Origin of the sequence: Luteibacter sp. Sphag1AF (assembly GCF_014192715.1) — a bacterium.
GTDB lineage: Bacteria > Pseudomonadota > Gammaproteobacteria > Xanthomonadales > Rhodanobacteraceae > Luteibacter.
The window spans coordinates 186,245-200,725 of the sequence record NZ_JACHYH010000005.1 but is presented as its reverse complement, the minus strand read 5'-3'; the positions used below and the strand labels follow the sequence as shown (position 1 = coordinate 200,725).

Genomic DNA, 14,481 nt, shown 5'->3' with positions numbered 1-14,481 from the left:
GACGGGATGATCCACATCCTGGGCCGCATGGACACCCAGGTGAAGGTCAACGGGCACCGGATCGAATGCGGCGACGTCGCCTCGGCGTTGCTCGGCATCCACGGCGTGAACGATGCGATCGTGGTGGCGCGCGAGGATGGTGCCGGCCGGCACCTTGCGGCGTACGTGGTCACCGCGTCGCCTCAAACCACCGCTGTGGCGCTCGATCATGCCCTGCGTGCGCGCCTTCCCGCGTACATGGTCCCGCGTGCATGGTGCCTTTGCGATGCGTTGCCCCGTTCCGCCAACGACAAGGTCGACATGAGCCGCCTGCCGGCGCCGCAGCCGCTCGCCGCAGATGCCAACGACGTGTGCCCAGCGCAAAGCCCCCTCGAAAAGCACGTCGTCGCGGCCTGTGATTTCGCCATGTCGGGAACGGGCGCTGCCCACTTGGGAGAAGATTTCTTTGCACGTGGCGGCGACTCGTTGCAAGCCATGGCGATGACCTCACGGCTTAGCCACTTGCTCGGGCGCGAAGTCAGCGTGCGCCTGCTTTACGCACATCCTCGGCTGGGCGACCTGGCGCACGCCCTGGCGATGGGAGGGACATGGCGCGGACGGCGACATCGATCCCGCCGGGGAAGTGCAGGCAATCGCCGGATGGCTAGGTACGGGGCGAGTCATCGACACGGAGCGGCCTGACGGCCCACGTCTGCTTACCGGTGCCACCGGCTTCCTCGGAGTGTTCCTTCTCGAGGCGCTGCAGGGTGCGGAGTCGACACCCGTCTGGTGCGTGGTGCGTTGTCGTAGCGAAGCGGAGGGCAGGGCGCGGTTGCTCGAGCGGGCCCGCTTCTTTGGCGCGACGATCGATGCCTCGCGGGTGGAGATCATTCCCGGTGATGTCAGCGAGCCGCGCCTCGGGCTTAGCGAATCATGGCGCAGGGCCATTCTGCGCGAAGTAAAGCACGTGTACCACAGCGCGGCACAGGTGGACTTCCTGCGCGGCTACCCATCGCTCAAGGCAGCCAACGTCATGAGCGTCGTCGAACTGGGCCGTTTGACCCTTGACGCACCGGGCATGCACTTGCATTTCGTGTCGAGCCGGAACGTGCTGGATCTTGTCGGCGGCGGCATCGAGGAACGTATGCGCCAGCCATGGCACGACCGACTGAACGATGGTTACGCCCAATCCAAGTGGGTGGCCGAACAGGTGGTTGTGGCGTTGCACGAGCGAGGCGTGCCCTGTGCCATCTACAGGCCCTCGCGTATCGTTGCCGCTCGCCGTTCGCGAGGCGTCAATGTGGACGAATTCTTCAACCGTGCATTACGCGCCAGCGCGCGTCTCGGACTGGAGCCAGGCTATTCCGGAGTGGACAACATGGTTCCGGTGGATCATGTCGCCAGGGCCATCGTGGCGCTGTCACAGATGGATGCGTGCCTGGGAGGTGCATTTCACGTACAACATCCCCGGGAGACATCCCTGTCCCTGGTACTCGACCGCCTTCGCCACCGGCTCGCGCTGGAAGGCCGCACCATCGACACGAGCGGGCCGCGCGAATGGATTGCCGCTATCGAGGGCGACGATCCGGCCCACCAACCGCTGTTCGCATTGTTGCCGTTGTTGCGCGTCGACGCGAGCGATGCGCCAGCGGCCCCACCTGCACCTGTTCCTTCGGGAAAAACCGACGAACTGCTTCGATCGCTGGGCATCGAATGTCCGGCGATCGACGAGGCGCATGTCGACCGTCTCATCGCCCTGGCACTAACGTGAAAAAGCACCTGAGAAAACTTGTTCGCGTGTGCCGTTTACACTATGCTCGAAAAGCATTGCACCTTCTTCGTTCGCACCATCGTTCCGACGTTTTCGCGCTACCGTTGCCCCGTCCTCTATCAAGGAGTTTCGACGATGTGGGATTCCGAGAACACCGTTTTCGAAGTGGTCGTCAATCACGAAGAGCAGTATTCGATCTGGCCGGAGGTGAAAGAACTCCCGCTTGGATGGAAACGCGTTGGCAAGCGCGGTAACCGGCAGGAATGCCTCGCCTATATCGACGAGGTATGGACCGATCTTCGCCCTCTCAGCCTGCGAAAGCACCTGGCGACGCAACAGGCGACATAACGTCCCGTCGATCCATTCCTTGCGATGTCTCCAGCGCATGGGACATCGTCGATTCGCTTGCCGTGGGGAAAACCATGACGGTCTCGCCTGCCGATATCATAAAAATGCGACCCTTCATTCCAGCGAAGGACTTCGAGCGTTCCAAGAGCTTCTATCGCGACCTTGGGTTTTCCATCACGCACGACATGCAGGATCTCGCCGAATTGTCGCTTGGCGAGCATAACTTCCTCTTGCAGAATTATTACAGGAAGGAGTGGGCCGAGAACTGCGTCATGCACCTCCTGGTCCCTGATGCCGGGACGTGGTGGCGCGCCATCAGCGCGAAGAACCTTCCGGGCCGCCACGACATTCCCGCGCCCGAGGAACCGAAAATGCAGCCATGGGGGCTCAAGGTGATGTACCTGAGCGACCCCTCCGGCGTCCTGTGGCATATAGCCGAGGCTCCGCCGACGCCGTAACGGAGTGCAGCAGGCGAGGGACACCACCGGGACAATAGGCGGAGACCTGAGGGATGGAACACCTGGTTGCGATGCTCGATCGCGCGGCCGATGCGGCGCCGGACCGTATCGCTTTCGTACGCGAGGGGCACGAAGCGGCGTCGATAACCTATGCCGGGCTGCGCGCGCGAACGACGCGCCTTGCCGATGGTCTGGCACGACGCTTCGCTCCCGGCGAAAGGGTACCGCTGCTGCTCGACGATGCCGTCGATGCCGTCATTGCATTCTTTGCATGCCAGCGTGCCGCGCTCATTGCAGTGCCCATGGCTCTACCGGGCAAGCGGGCGGAGCGCATCGAGTCCTTTAGCCGGATCGTCGCCGCGTGTGGTGCACGGCAGGGCCTCGTATCCGACGACTTCGCGGCCCGAACGACGGGGCACCTGGCCGACCTCCCGGTGTTGGGATTTTCCCAGACCCTCGGTGAGGGGAAGGAAACCGCGTCAATGCGCGAACCCGCCGCCGATGCGATCGCTTACCTGCAATTTACCTCGGGCTCCGTAGGCACGCCCAAGGGCGTGATCGTGAAGCAGTCGAATGTGCTCGCGAACCTGCGCCAGATAGCGTCGCGCTTTCGCCTGGCGCCGGGTCTGGCGACGGTCACCTGGTACCCGTCGTTTCAGTTCGCCCCCGGCATTAGCGCCTACGGCTTGCAGCGCCTGCTTTCGATTCTGGCGTCACGCTTTGGCTTTTCGCCTGCGACGGATGATCGGGGCGGGTGGGCGCGGGCCTTCTGGCTCTTCCAGCCCAGAGGAGAGCTATCGCTCCAATGTCGTGCTGTCAGAGGCCACGCCGTTACGGACCCCGTCATGGTTGCTATGGTTATTCGCGATATCTCATCAGCGGCGCGTGCGCCGGCGGATGCGCTGGCGGATGATCCGTTGGCTGTAATCGGCCTCGCGCAAACGTTGCATGCGGCCAAACTGAGCGACGCCAGCGCGTAGTGGTCCTTTGCGGACCCGCCGCTGGTAGATGCTCAATTGGGTCCCGCGGCAGGGTCACGGGCGATACGTAAGCTATCGTTTTTAAATGCCAGTCCGGCTTTTTGATTCCTTCAGTCCGATTTCAGCATCGCAGTCCGGGAAAAGAGCGAAATCCGAGACCAATCGCCCTCCGGCGATATCTACGATTTGACATAATATACAGAGCTGGCGTTTTCTGCGAAAAAAGCCCCTCGTGCCTGCGCCGGGTAGGGTGCACTTGTCAAGCCTGCAATCAACGTTATGCACGCGGCGGCTTGAGCAAGTCGAAGCCACACCCTGCGCGCTTCCGGCGTTCTCGCCCTCTCCGCTTCGATAAGCGGTAGCCAGTGCGCGACGGGCTCGTTTACGGCCATGCACATCCGCTCCACGCTTTCTGCGTCGGGGTGTGACTTCGCCTTTCGCCAGTTATTCACGGTCTGCGGCGTGACGCGCAGCGCACGTGCTGCCTCGCTATCGTTCTTGTGCGAGCACATTTTGACGTACGCGTCAAGTAATTTAATTGTGGCAGACATTTCAAAGACCCTTTGACAAGTGCTTCAAAGGGTACTTTAATCCGCCCAACTTCAAAGAGTCTTTGAAGGCATGGGGGCCACCGATGGTTATTAATGCTGCCGCTTTCGCAATCGCTGCATGCACGCTTCCGGGCGTCGTACTGCTGACCCTCCGTATCCGTCGATACGTCGAACGTCAGGACGCTCTCAAGCGGGCAGGGTGGCTGTGATGCACGGTTGGCAGATGCGCTTGATCGAGCAATACGGTCGTGAGTGCGAGGGCGCGCTCGCACTGGAAGCCAACTATCTTGATCGTCAGGACTTCGAGCGCGCTGCCGATATGGCCGATGAAGCCGATTCCCTCTCGTTCCGTGCCTTCGTTGTGGCGTCGCTGTGAAGCCGCCAGCCATTTGCATCACCGAGTCAGGCGCTCAGTACGCCGAGCGACTTCGTCGTGACTACATCCCGATGCTCAACGCCATCGACGCACCGTTTCGTGCGGGTGCGGATCGCCGCTCAGCGGCGATGGTCCCCTCAGCTAACAGGGGACTAAAGTCCTCAGTTGCGACTCTCGTTGACGAACCCATCGAAGCCGGGGCTCTTGCGATTGTCGATTTTTTGACGTTCACGGCGCAGCTCTCGGCGTTGCAGCAGGGAGAGTTCGGCGCTCGCTTGCGCGCGGCTGCGGTGGATGGTTGCGATTCGAGCGTTGAACTGTTGTGTCGTTACGCGCTGCATGCCATCGCGCCGGGAAGCGGCTTGCGTGTTGATGAGCAGGTGCGCGGCTTTCGCAACTTCTACGACAAGCACTGCCGCATTCTGACGCCAGAAGGCAAGGTGTGCGGGTTTGTCGCGCTCGGTGGTGAACGCCAACGCGGCACGTTCTGCGTTGAATTGACCGGTGAAGGCTGCGCCCACGTCGTGGCGTGGGCGCACACGCGTGAGGTGCTGGAAGGGTGGGGCGCCAAGCTCAGCCGTGTCGATTGCGCACACGACGACAAAGAGGGCAGGCACACGCTTGCGGATGTGCAGCGGTGGTACGACGAAGGGCAGTTTACGAGCCGTGGTCGTCCGCCTGCGATTGGTTATCAAGGCTTCAATGACGGCTCTGGCCAGACGATCTATGTCGGCAAGAACGAAGGCAATCAACGTTTGTGCGTGTACGAGAAGGGTAAGCAGCTCGGCGACCCCAGCAGCCCTTGGGTTCGCTTTGAAGCGCGTTTCGGTGCCAAGTACCGGGAAATCCCGTACGACATTCTTGAACGCCCGTGGGAATTCATCACGGGTCACTATCCTCCGCTGAGCTGGATCAGCGAGTTGTCGACGCGCATGCAGACGTCTGTTGCCAAGGCAGCTGCTTGCATGGCGGGTTCGCTTCGTCATGCGAAGCGTCAATGCGGTCGTGTCGTGAACGCACTGCGCAAGTTCTGCACAACGCCAGGTGAATTTGCGGGCGCTGTGGAGTCGCTGCTCAAGGCAGAGAAGCTTCCGGCGTGGGCCGAGGGCATCTACCAAGGGTCAGCTTTGTTTGATCCGGTCCTTCGACCGGCACGTGATCTGGCGGCGCGCTTCGTGCTTCCGGGCGACTACAACGTTCCTTCCTCATCTATCACTGTCTAGGCCGTTTGGACGGCCAAAAGGATTCATTATGAACATCATTCGAGTCACGTCCGAGGTTCGCGTTGCTCAGGGCCGTAAGGACCCGTCGCAGTCGTTCGGGTTCCAGAAGTGCGGCCTCCAGATGGGCCCGGGCATGTTCCAGATGTTTGACCGCATGTTCAGCCCGACGCGCAACGAGAAGCCTTTGCCCGAGGGTGACTACAAGGTGGAGCCTGAAAAGCCGTATCTCGACCGCAACGGCAACCTTCATTACGGCTATACGCTCGTCCCGGTTGCGGCCTCGAAGGTATGAAGCTCAATGCGCTCTACGTCGCTCTCTGGCTTGCAGGCGTCGTGCACTGAGCTGTAACGCTCTCACTCCCGGGGGGTGAAGGGGGGATCGTTTATCTCCCCTTCGATCTTCGCTTCTAGATCACTGCTCGGGGCTATGAGGGTTGGACGCGTAAGGATTTTTCTCGGGGTACACGAGTCCCGTGTGCGCCAACGATGACTAGGAGGGTGTATGTCGCTTCCCATGGTAATGATGTGTTTGAGCGAGAACATCGACCAAACAACCGGCGCTTGCAGCCAGATCATGTGGGTGCATATCCCTTCTCTCATCCCTGAATTTGACACCGCATCCGGTGTCGCCGTGGGCGTGGCTGTTTTGTCCGTTTGGGCTATCGCGTACGGATTCAAAAAGATGAAACGGGTGGGAGATTGAAGATCATGCAGACCAAAAACACGCACCTCAAGACGCTCGTTGCCACTGGCTTCACTGCGTCGGCTTTTGCTGCGGGCTCGGCGATGGCTGCCGATACGGTCGATACCGCCGCCATCATTTCCACGATTCAGTCGGCGGGCGTTGCGGCTGCCGCGATTGGTGTGGCTGTGCTGTCCATGCACTACGGCATCAAGCTCTACAAGTGGATCAAGGCGGCGGGCTAAACGATGTAGCAGGCGGCGGGGGCGGCGACGCTCCCGCCCTTTTTTTGAGGGTTACGACGTGATCGCATACGCGGGTTACTGGGTGTGTCTGGCACTGCTGGGGGCTGCATGGATTATTTTTTCCGACGACTGATGCGGGCACGCGCTTTCGCTTTCGCGGCCGTGGTGCTGTGTGCGCTGTGCAGTGTCATTCCAGGCACGTCACGCGCGGCCGTGACACCCGATACGTATGGCGAGGCGTATGCAAAGTGCCAGGCGCTTATTGCCGGTCGTGCAGTCAGCCCGGGCCGCGACCACTGGAAGTGTCGCGATGAGCCCGATTACAAGCGCGTGGCTGCATGGCAGTTGAGCAAAGACGAAGGCGCGGGTGATCGTTACGAGGTGTTCCCGTACGCGGGCACTTACGATCCTTGTGCGGGCATGCAGCCCGAGACGCGCAACTGGGTTGGACAGGTGTCGAACGGCACCAAAATCTGCTGGCCCAACAAGCAGCCTGACGGCTCTACAGTCAAGTGCGGCATGAAATTTCACACGGACGGCATGCCCATCAAGAATCCATGGGGCAATTGGTGGACGTACGGCACGTTTGCACCGACAGGCAGCCTCTGCGGTAACGGACCCGGTGCCGGTGGCGGATGGGAGCCGCCTGAGGGCGTTCCAGCGCCCGACGTACCGCCTCCCGCAGAGCCACCCAAGGACCCGCCCCCGAAAGACCCCCCGAAGGTCTGTGGCGGCCTTTCGTGCTATGACCCCGGCAAGAACCAGTTTTGTGCCGTGAGTGAGTCGGGTGTACAGACCTGTGTTCCCGCTCCTACGCCCGGGGCGAGCAATGGCTCTTCCGGTAGCAACGGTTCGTGCTCTACGAACGGAAACATCACCCTGTGCGCTGGCAGCCCGCAAGCACCTGCGCCGCCTCCTAAGTCGGTCCCTGACCCTCCAACACAGACGCGCGGAACAGACGGCTATACAGGGGGCAATCCGGCGACGGGCGGCGTCGGCAACATTGGCGTCGGTGGCTACGTCAACGGCGGCGGAACGATCAGCAACGGTGCGGGGCCTGCGGATACGAAGCCCCCTGCGCAGCCTGCGGGCTCGGGTACAAGTCCGGCACCCGCCAAAGACAACACGGGCGCGAGCGGGGGAGGGGATTGCAACAACCCGCCCTTTGTGTCCGGTAGTGCCGCGTTGGGAATGGTGGCCACGCAGGCGTGGCAGACCCGGTGCGCGGTCGATGGCATGACCGCAAAGCTGGACAAGTCGTTGAACGGAACCGGTGACGCTGGTGATATCACCACGCCATCGGGTACGAAGGCGTGGGTGGATTCACCAAAGAGTCCGGATGCCATTGCTGAGAACGCGAATCACGGTCTCTATGACTCCAGTGGCATGGGGTTCACCTCCACGTGCCCGATGCATGACGTTGTTGTGCCCTTGTTCAACGGCAAGTCGTTCACCGTCAAGTTTAGTGAGGGGTGTCAGTGGGGTGATTTGATCCGGCTGATTGTGATCGCTTTCGGGTTGTACTGGGCCGCGAAGATCACGGCCGGAGGGACCGCGTAATGCCAGTCATCGTAGGTTGGATTGGACGCATGCTTCTCACCGTTGCGGGTGAGTTTGCTATCAAGGCCATGGCGGGCGCTGCTGTTGGTTTGGCCACGTACACGGTCGTCATTTCGCCCGTGCGCGATCTGATTGCGCAGCGTTTCGCGCAAGCAGGCATCCTCGCTGAGTACGTCGGCTTTCTCGGTATTGACGTGCATATCACCATTGTGTTGAGCGCGCTCGCGGGTCGTGCGTGGGTGAACAGCACCAAGTCGTTCTTTACGATGAGGGCCAAGTAATGCCAGTTGCTTTGTTCACCGGACTGCCAGGTGCGGGCAAGACTGCGCAGCTTGTCGCGGAGATTGTTCGGTTGCGAGAAGCGGAACCGGGTAGGCCGATCTTCGCGATGGGTATCAACGGGCTTAAGGAGGGCCTTGCCGCTGAACTGACCATGGAGCAATTGCACGCTTGGTGGGAGCTGCCGCCCGGTTCGATCATCTGCCTTGATGAGTGTCAGGAAGAGCATTTGATGCCCAAGGATCGAGGCAACCCGGCTCTTTGGGTGCAGCGTATTGCGAAGGTGCGTCATCACGGCATGGACTTCCTGCTCACGACGCAGCACCCGCAGAACATGAGCGCGTACGTGCGCCGCTTGGTTGACAAGCACGTGCATACGGTGCGCAAGTTCAAGAGCACTGTTGTGTCGCGATATACGTGGGGCAGGTGCATGGATGACCCAGAAAAGGGCTCTGTGCAGAAGTCCGCGGTGGAGTCCGTGGGCACATTGCCCAAACAAGTTTTCGAGCTGTACAAGTCGTCATCGCTGCACACGATGAAGCGCAGCATTCCGCGCAAGGTGTACATCTTCGCCGTGTTGGTCGTGGTTGCGATTGCGGCTGCGGTATCGGTGCCTGTGTTGATTCGCAAGGCGCAGGTGCAGAACACTGACTCCATCAAGCAGGTGGGGAGGATGAGCAATGACGGTGCACACGAACCGGAGCTTGGAGAGCGTGCGAGGCATGCGGCGGAGTTGCGTACGGAGAGCTATACGCAATGGATTAAGCCGCGTGTGGATGGTGTTCCGTGGTCAGCTCCGGCGTTTGATGGTATGGCCGTGCGAGCGCAGCCGCGTTTGTATTGCATTGCCTCGGAGGATGGTCGTTGCTTGTGCAACACGGAGCAGGGCACGCGGTATCAGGTCGAAGTCAACATGTGTCGCGCGATAGTGCGCGAAGGCGGCATGTATAACCCCTTCCAAGAGCCGCCCGGCTCGCGCTCTGACAGGGAGGGACAGCGTCCGCCGTCGACAGCGGCTTCGCCGCCGTCGGCGGACGCTGTAGCCATGACAGGGGGCGTCAGTGGCACATGGAAGGCGGGGATCGGGCAAGCCGCGTACATCCCTCCGCAGCAAACGGTTGTCAGCGCCCTTTCCGGCGACCGCTGATCGGGGTGTAGGGGTGGAACCCCTACGGATACGCTCTCGAACCTCTCCAACGAAGAAGCCCCGACCATCGCTGTCCGGGGCTTTTCTTTGACCTCAATCCATTCCCCGACAACCGCTTTTGCTGTTCGGCTATCCTCACGCGTTTCCACGGGTGGACAAGGGATGGATCGTTCGACAATCGTTGCCGCTGTCATTCTGGCCATCACATACGTGGGCTATCAGGAGTACGTGCGTCGTTATCCGGTTGCTGAGCCTGTCCGCCAGCTGGTGGTCCGCACTGCACCTCAGGACAGTGCTGAGCAGGAAATTGAGATCCTTCGCGCGGATCTTGCTCATGCGCACGCGATGCTTGATTACTACACCAAGCCGGCTGGCACGTGCTATCCAATGCCTCAAGCGCCAAGTTCAGCAGCTCCGGCGTTACGCTGATCGTTCTGCCTCGCAGCTTTCCGCGTAATTCGCGGCCCCTTACACGCCAACCGGCCCAAGGGCCGGTCAGGTCATGTCGGTTGTGGAGGCGGTCTTGAAGACCCTGGGCGATTTCGCGCACGCTGATGGCCCATCCAGAGGGTGCGCGAAGGATTTGTTCTGTGTCGTCAAACGTCCAGTGGAAGCGCATAGCGGTGTCTCGAAGATCGTAGGGCCTCGGCCACCGCAAGAAGCATGCCAGCAATCTTCCGACGCATCCTTCGTTTTACATAATATACATTATGCGAACTAAAAGCAGGTAGGGCTCAAGAGACAAGAACTGCCGCCCCCTGAATTTTCCTGCTCGCAAATCAGCAAGCGCCTGAAGTGCGCGGAACTAAATTGAGATCGTTACTAGCCCAAACGGGCTGAATTTACCAAGCATTTAACATCTTAAGAAAAGATCGGGAATTAGTTCTCCGCAGAACGGAACTGAAGGTTGATCATTTCCTCGGCGGCTCGTCCACGCATCCATGCAAAGGTGCGCGGAACTAAACATTGATCACTGCCCCGAAGAGCCGGGGTTTAGCGAGCATTTACTACTTTGAAGGCAGATCACCGCTCTTCGAGCTTAGTCGTCGCTGGAGGAAAGGCGCGGTCGCAGCAAAACGAACTTGTGTAGACTCGTCGGCAGAATTTCGCCTAATTCCAGCATGCGCCCCAGATAGCTCAGCCGGTGCGTGCCTTCGATTAGATGAAGGTCGCGCCCATACACTCGCCAGCCGTCGTCAGCCAGCGATTCGGTGGCAACGACTACAGGCGGAAACGGCGGCGTAAGATCCTTGGCCATGCGCTGGTAAATCATATAATTTTGATTGCGCGACTTGAACTGGTCGTATTGCCATCCCCATTCCGTCATCGGCTGGTTATGGAAGTACCTGATGCTCTCAGAGGCTTCCTGCGCCGTGACGTATTCAATCGACAGCGCATAGTCGTCCAGATCGAGCTGTGGGTAGTGCTCGTTGAAATGATCAAAGTGGTCATAGACTACTTGCCGATAAAACTCCAACACGGCTTCGTCAGCAGGCAGCGAAAGGCGATCGCGGTAGTCTTCCCACGCTTCCTGCTCCCAGCTACCGAAATTTATAGGCTTGAGGCACAGTGGAAGCATCGGTTGATCCTGATGTGGCGTAGCACCTGTGCACGTGGAGCGTGCAAGCATGCGAAGTCGAGTAGCGCGATATCGGGGAACTGTGGTTGACGAACGTATCGTGTCCTGCAGAATGTTACCTGTCCGCACTTCGTGAGCCGACATCAGGCATCGTTGCTTTGCTCGCCAAACGGAGGAGCAAATGGGTGTCCTCCCCGGCCGCCCCGGTCTTGAACTCTGCCGGAATCGATGCCGCCGGCAGGATGCTACCCGTTCGTTTGTCCACCAACTCACACTGCCATGGCGCGGCTGGCCGAGTCCACAAGCAAAAGGCTCCTTCGGTCATACCTTTTCGATCACTTATCAGGGGCTCGAACTCTGCCAGTGCCGCCTTGAGAAGAAACGACGCATATCCCTTCTCCCTCGCATACGGCTCGGTAAAAAGGGTATATGCCTCGAACCCGTCGATCTGCCCGAGCGTGAACGGACGAATGAACAACCATGCCTCTGCCGTCATGGTGTCGTCGACGTACTTGCCGACGTACAGCACGGTGGCAGTTTTCTCGTTGAGCACGGGCGCCTTCCACGCGGTGAATCCGCCATGCCGCCAGTGAGGAAGCTCCTCGCGGGGCGTCCCAATCCACTCAACGCCTTTCGCCAGCCGCGGCTCATCGACGGCCGCGTCACAGGGATGAATTCTCAAGACCATGATGATTCCTTTCGGTTCGCAAAATGAGTTCGGCCGGCCGAGGTCATCGGAGTGAGGTGTTGCGGCGGTTAGCCGTATGGCGCTCGTACTGTCGGCGTGCGTGCGACGAGGCGTCACCGGCGCATCGAGCGATGCATGGGCGAGAGCCCTACTCCCGGAAGCCGCCGATTTGGCTTTCGATTCGCTGGATCGCCTTAATCAGTGAGGCCCCGATGTCCTCGCGCTCACCAATACCATGCAGGAGGGGCAGATCACCGATGCTCCCAAGAGTCCCGATCATCGTAGCCGCGAAGTGCAGAACGACGCAATGCGTTCCGGCAGATCTCTCTTACCAAATCTGGGAATCGTTCGATGACGGATTTGCGGACGCCGTCTTCGTGCGCCATTGACTGCGTCACCATACATAGGGCCGACGCCGCTCCCAGTTGGCCGGGCCTTCGGAACTCGCTGATCGCTCGCTCACAAATCGTCTTGAGCTCCTCCGGTTCCACGTTCGGGTGATGAATCCAGTAGTACAGACGCCCGAGGACAATCAACGGATTTGCCGTCGAGTCACCCCGATACTCTTCCGGGGGGCTTAGCGGAACCCCTGGCATGCCCAGGCCCGCATGAGCCCACACAAATAAGGCAATTGCTTCTTTTGGCATAAAACTGTCGATGGCTGGGAGCTCTAGCCATCGCTCGATGGCATGGGCGACCGAAGGATCATCGTATTCGACCAGTTCTTGAAACATCGGTGCCACAAACATTCCGGCGCTCTCCGCGCCTTTACAGGCCATCGTTAACAGGCGTTTTCGGCCATCGGAACCCAGATCTTGGATGGCCTCGCAATAGGCGCTTGCGTACGGGTGATCGAACTGGCCGACATACAAGCTCCGAGCCCTCCCACATGTGTCTGAGCTCACGATGTCGGTAAGAACATCCCGCAACTCGGCTCGAACGGTAGCGATGTGCTGGCTAATCTCATCTTCTAAGGCGCCCAAGTGTTCGAGCGATTCGAACACCATGCTGGCTAGTAAGGGACTGACGCCTGGCAGTAACGCTTCCAAGGCCACGATTAAGTCCTGCCGCGCGGTGTCATCGGACAAGCGAATGAAGTGAACGAAATCTAAGAGCGCGAGCTGTAGGTGATAGGCCTGATACTTCCACGGCTCACGCAGTCGCGAGAGAACATTCGGGAGAGCAGCCTCCTTATCTTCTGCGAATCTCACTAAGGTAAGCAGAAAGTAGACTTGCCCAGGCATCTGAGCGCGCTCCCACTCAGCCCTGCCCGTGAAATTGGATCTATCAGTGCGAAACGCGGGAATATTGTTCGCGATGCAAGCCATCAGGTTCGAAATCCCTGCCCTGCCCCGCATGATGTAAGCATCCGCAAACAAGCCGCTGCGCAGGCCAATGTTCTTGCTTCGCGCCTCGTCTTTTAGTGTGTGAAAGCCCCGGCTTAGTGACTAGTCCATGACGCCGATGACATCCATGACGCGATCGATATAAAACCCACGCCACACGCGGTCGGAGATCGTTGTCATGAGCGCTACTTCCGACGGCGTCCATTCGAAGACGCTAGTCTCGGTGACGCCCGCACCATTCCACGATCCGGCTTCCAACGAGAACCTGACCGTTGCCGCTTCGGACGTCATTTTCTCAAAAATCTGATCGCAACGGGCTATTGTCTAGTCGCACGCAGGACGCCCGCATTCACCATTAGCTGCAGAAATTAAGAGGTCCGTGTCTGTCGCGTGGGCGAGCAGCCTGGTAACGAATCGTTCGTCATCGTAGGCACCCAGGATAAGCGCGCGTGCATTCTGATATTTGGGCGCGCATAGGGCCCGAAGGACAATCTCGAGGTCGTCCTTGCTCCGCCGCACAATCGATTCGGCAGCAAATGCCGAGAATATGAGTTCGTGCACGAAGCTGACGTGGTCTGACCGCCTCACCACGAGTAGGGAAGTAAAGATCCGACCAAGAAGGTCTCCGGGGATGCGATGTGTCTCTGCCAGGCGCTCCAGATCCCTTATGCACAGGCTGAACGCCAAGCGTCAGCGTTCGGACTTGTCGCAGACCCAGGTGCCGCGCAAAGTCGGCCCATTGCGCTCGGGAGAGTCGCAAGCTGGAGGCCTGGGTGACGACGGACATTAAGTTGTCCAGGTCAACGACGGAGACTTTGTGGTCAGACGGCGGGACATCCGATCCCGCCGGCAGCCCCGGAGCGACGGCAACACACGCATACGGATAGCCGCTCGTGTCGCCATAACGGGCCCCCAGCACGTCCCTTAACGCGTACTTCGCGCCAAGTGCTGCAGGTAGGAGTTGCCAACGTGTTTCCAAACGCTTCCCGCCGCACGCATCTGCCAGAGTCCATTCACCTTCCCGCGCACCCGGCGCGAGAAATGTTTCGCTTCCACAACCAGCGTCAGCGCGTCCGTGGCGATGAGACAATCCATCTGACGACCCCCGATGTGGAAATTGGCAAAGATCGACGCCCCCGTGCCCGCGTACAAAAGGGAGTCGACCAGCGCAGCCAGCACGTCGCGTTCCGAGGCATGCTCGATGGCCTCGTCGACATACACGGACATCTCCGTCATGCCATTTGCTTCCATCGCGGCTGATCTCCCACT

19 protein-coding genes are annotated in these 14,481 nt (G+C 59.8%); 15 read left to right on the top strand and 4 right to left on the bottom strand.

Going from position 1 to position 14,481, the window contains the following annotated elements; translation table 11 throughout:
* Positions 1–6 precede the first annotated feature (6 nt).
* From FHW69_RS13895 to FHW69_RS13830, 14 genes are all read left to right on the top strand, one after another.
* On the top strand, positions 7–681 hold the full coding sequence (locus FHW69_RS13895; RefSeq protein WP_343204028.1) for a phosphopantetheine-binding protein: 675 nt from the start codon (positions 7–9) through the stop codon (positions 679–681).
* Entirely contained in the window at positions 623–1,750 is a 1,128-nt protein-coding gene (locus FHW69_RS13890) for a thioester reductase domain-containing protein (protein WP_343204027.1), read from the top strand. Before FHW69_RS13895 ends, FHW69_RS13890 begins: the two co-directional genes overlap by 59 nt.
* Positions 1,751–1,885: 135 nt before the next feature.
* Positions 1,886–2,098 (top strand): MbtH family NRPS accessory protein, encoded by a 213-nt coding sequence (locus tag FHW69_RS13885; RefSeq protein ID WP_183423685.1) that lies wholly within the window; start codon positions 1,886–1,888, stop codon positions 2,096–2,098.
* 74 nt (positions 2,099–2,172) lie between these two features.
* The gene (locus FHW69_RS13880; protein WP_183423684.1) at positions 2,173–2,556 is read left to right on the top strand and encodes a VOC family protein; all 384 of its coding nucleotides are present in this window, start codon (positions 2,173–2,175) and stop codon (positions 2,554–2,556) included.
* Positions 2,557–2,609: 53 nt separating this feature from the next.
* Positions 2,610–3,536, top strand: coding sequence for an AMP-binding protein (locus tag FHW69_RS13875; protein WP_183423683.1), 927 nt, complete (start codon positions 2,610–2,612; stop codon positions 3,534–3,536).
* A 774-nt stretch (positions 3,537–4,310) separates the two neighbouring features.
* The gene (locus FHW69_RS13870) at positions 4,311–4,463 is read left to right on the top strand and encodes a hypothetical protein (RefSeq protein ID WP_183423682.1); all 153 of its coding nucleotides are present in this window, start codon (positions 4,311–4,313) and stop codon (positions 4,461–4,463) included.
* A 71-nt stretch (positions 4,464–4,534) separates the two neighbouring features.
* Complete coding sequence (locus FHW69_RS13865) at positions 4,535–5,686, top strand: replication initiation factor domain-containing protein (protein WP_183423681.1); 1,152 nt, start codon at positions 4,535–4,537, stop codon at positions 5,684–5,686.
* 28 nt (positions 5,687–5,714) lie between these two features.
* Positions 5,715–5,978 carry a hypothetical protein gene (locus FHW69_RS13860; RefSeq protein WP_183423680.1) on the top strand — a complete coding sequence of 88 codons (264 nt, stop codon included), beginning with the start codon at positions 5,715–5,717 and terminating at the stop codon, positions 5,976–5,978.
* A 210-nt stretch (positions 5,979–6,188) separates the two neighbouring features.
* The gene (locus tag FHW69_RS13855) at positions 6,189–6,389 is read left to right on the top strand and encodes a hypothetical protein (protein WP_183423679.1); all 201 of its coding nucleotides are present in this window, start codon (positions 6,189–6,191) and stop codon (positions 6,387–6,389) included.
* A gap of 5 nt (positions 6,390–6,394) precedes the next feature.
* On the top strand, positions 6,395–6,613 hold the full coding sequence (locus FHW69_RS13850) for a major capsid protein (RefSeq protein ID WP_183423678.1): 219 nt from the start codon (positions 6,395–6,397) through the stop codon (positions 6,611–6,613).
* 108 nt (positions 6,614–6,721) lie between these two features.
* Positions 6,722–8,173 carry a hypothetical protein gene (locus tag FHW69_RS13845; protein ID WP_183423677.1) on the top strand — a complete coding sequence of 484 codons (1,452 nt, stop codon included), beginning with the start codon at positions 6,722–6,724 and terminating at the stop codon, positions 8,171–8,173.
* 29 nt (positions 8,174–8,202) lie between these two features.
* Positions 8,203–8,454 (top strand): hypothetical protein, encoded by a 252-nt coding sequence (locus FHW69_RS13840; RefSeq protein ID WP_183423676.1) that lies wholly within the window; start codon positions 8,203–8,205, stop codon positions 8,452–8,454.
* Complete coding sequence (locus FHW69_RS13835; protein ID WP_183423675.1) at positions 8,454–9,599, top strand: zonular occludens toxin domain-containing protein; 1,146 nt, start codon at positions 8,454–8,456, stop codon at positions 9,597–9,599. The genes FHW69_RS13840 and FHW69_RS13835 overlap by 1 nt, the downstream gene beginning before the upstream one ends.
* Before the next feature lie 162 nt (positions 9,600–9,761).
* Positions 9,762–10,028: a hypothetical protein gene (locus FHW69_RS13830; protein ID WP_183423674.1), complete on the top strand. Its 267-nt coding sequence runs from the start codon at positions 9,762–9,764 to the stop codon at positions 10,026–10,028.
* 610 nt (positions 10,029–10,638) lie between these two features.
* Here the strand turns inward: FHW69_RS13830 and FHW69_RS13825 are convergent.
* The 3 genes from FHW69_RS13825 to FHW69_RS13815 form a co-directional block, all read right to left on the bottom strand.
* Positions 10,639–11,178 (bottom strand): hypothetical protein, encoded by a 540-nt coding sequence (locus FHW69_RS13825; RefSeq protein WP_183423673.1) that lies wholly within the window; start codon positions 11,176–11,178, stop codon positions 10,639–10,641.
* Between the two features lie 115 nt (positions 11,179–11,293).
* Positions 11,294–11,866 (bottom strand): hypothetical protein, encoded by a 573-nt coding sequence (locus tag FHW69_RS13820; protein WP_183423672.1) that lies wholly within the window; start codon positions 11,864–11,866, stop codon positions 11,294–11,296.
* Positions 11,867–12,117: 251 nt separating this feature from the next.
* Positions 12,118–13,194, bottom strand: coding sequence for a hypothetical protein (locus FHW69_RS13815; protein WP_183423671.1), 1,077 nt, complete (start codon positions 13,192–13,194; stop codon positions 12,118–12,120).
* 196 nt (positions 13,195–13,390) lie between these two features.
* Between FHW69_RS13815 and FHW69_RS19080 the strand changes: the two genes are divergently transcribed.
* The gene (locus tag FHW69_RS19080; RefSeq protein WP_255494808.1) at positions 13,391–13,519 is read left to right on the top strand and encodes a hypothetical protein; all 129 of its coding nucleotides are present in this window, start codon (positions 13,391–13,393) and stop codon (positions 13,517–13,519) included.
* A 617-nt stretch (positions 13,520–14,136) separates the two neighbouring features.
* Here FHW69_RS19080 and FHW69_RS13810 read toward each other — a convergent pair.
* Positions 14,137–14,433: a nuclease-related domain-containing protein gene (locus FHW69_RS13810; RefSeq protein ID WP_183423670.1), complete on the bottom strand. Its 297-nt coding sequence runs from the start codon at positions 14,431–14,433 to the stop codon at positions 14,137–14,139.
* Positions 14,434–14,481 lie beyond the last annotated feature (48 nt).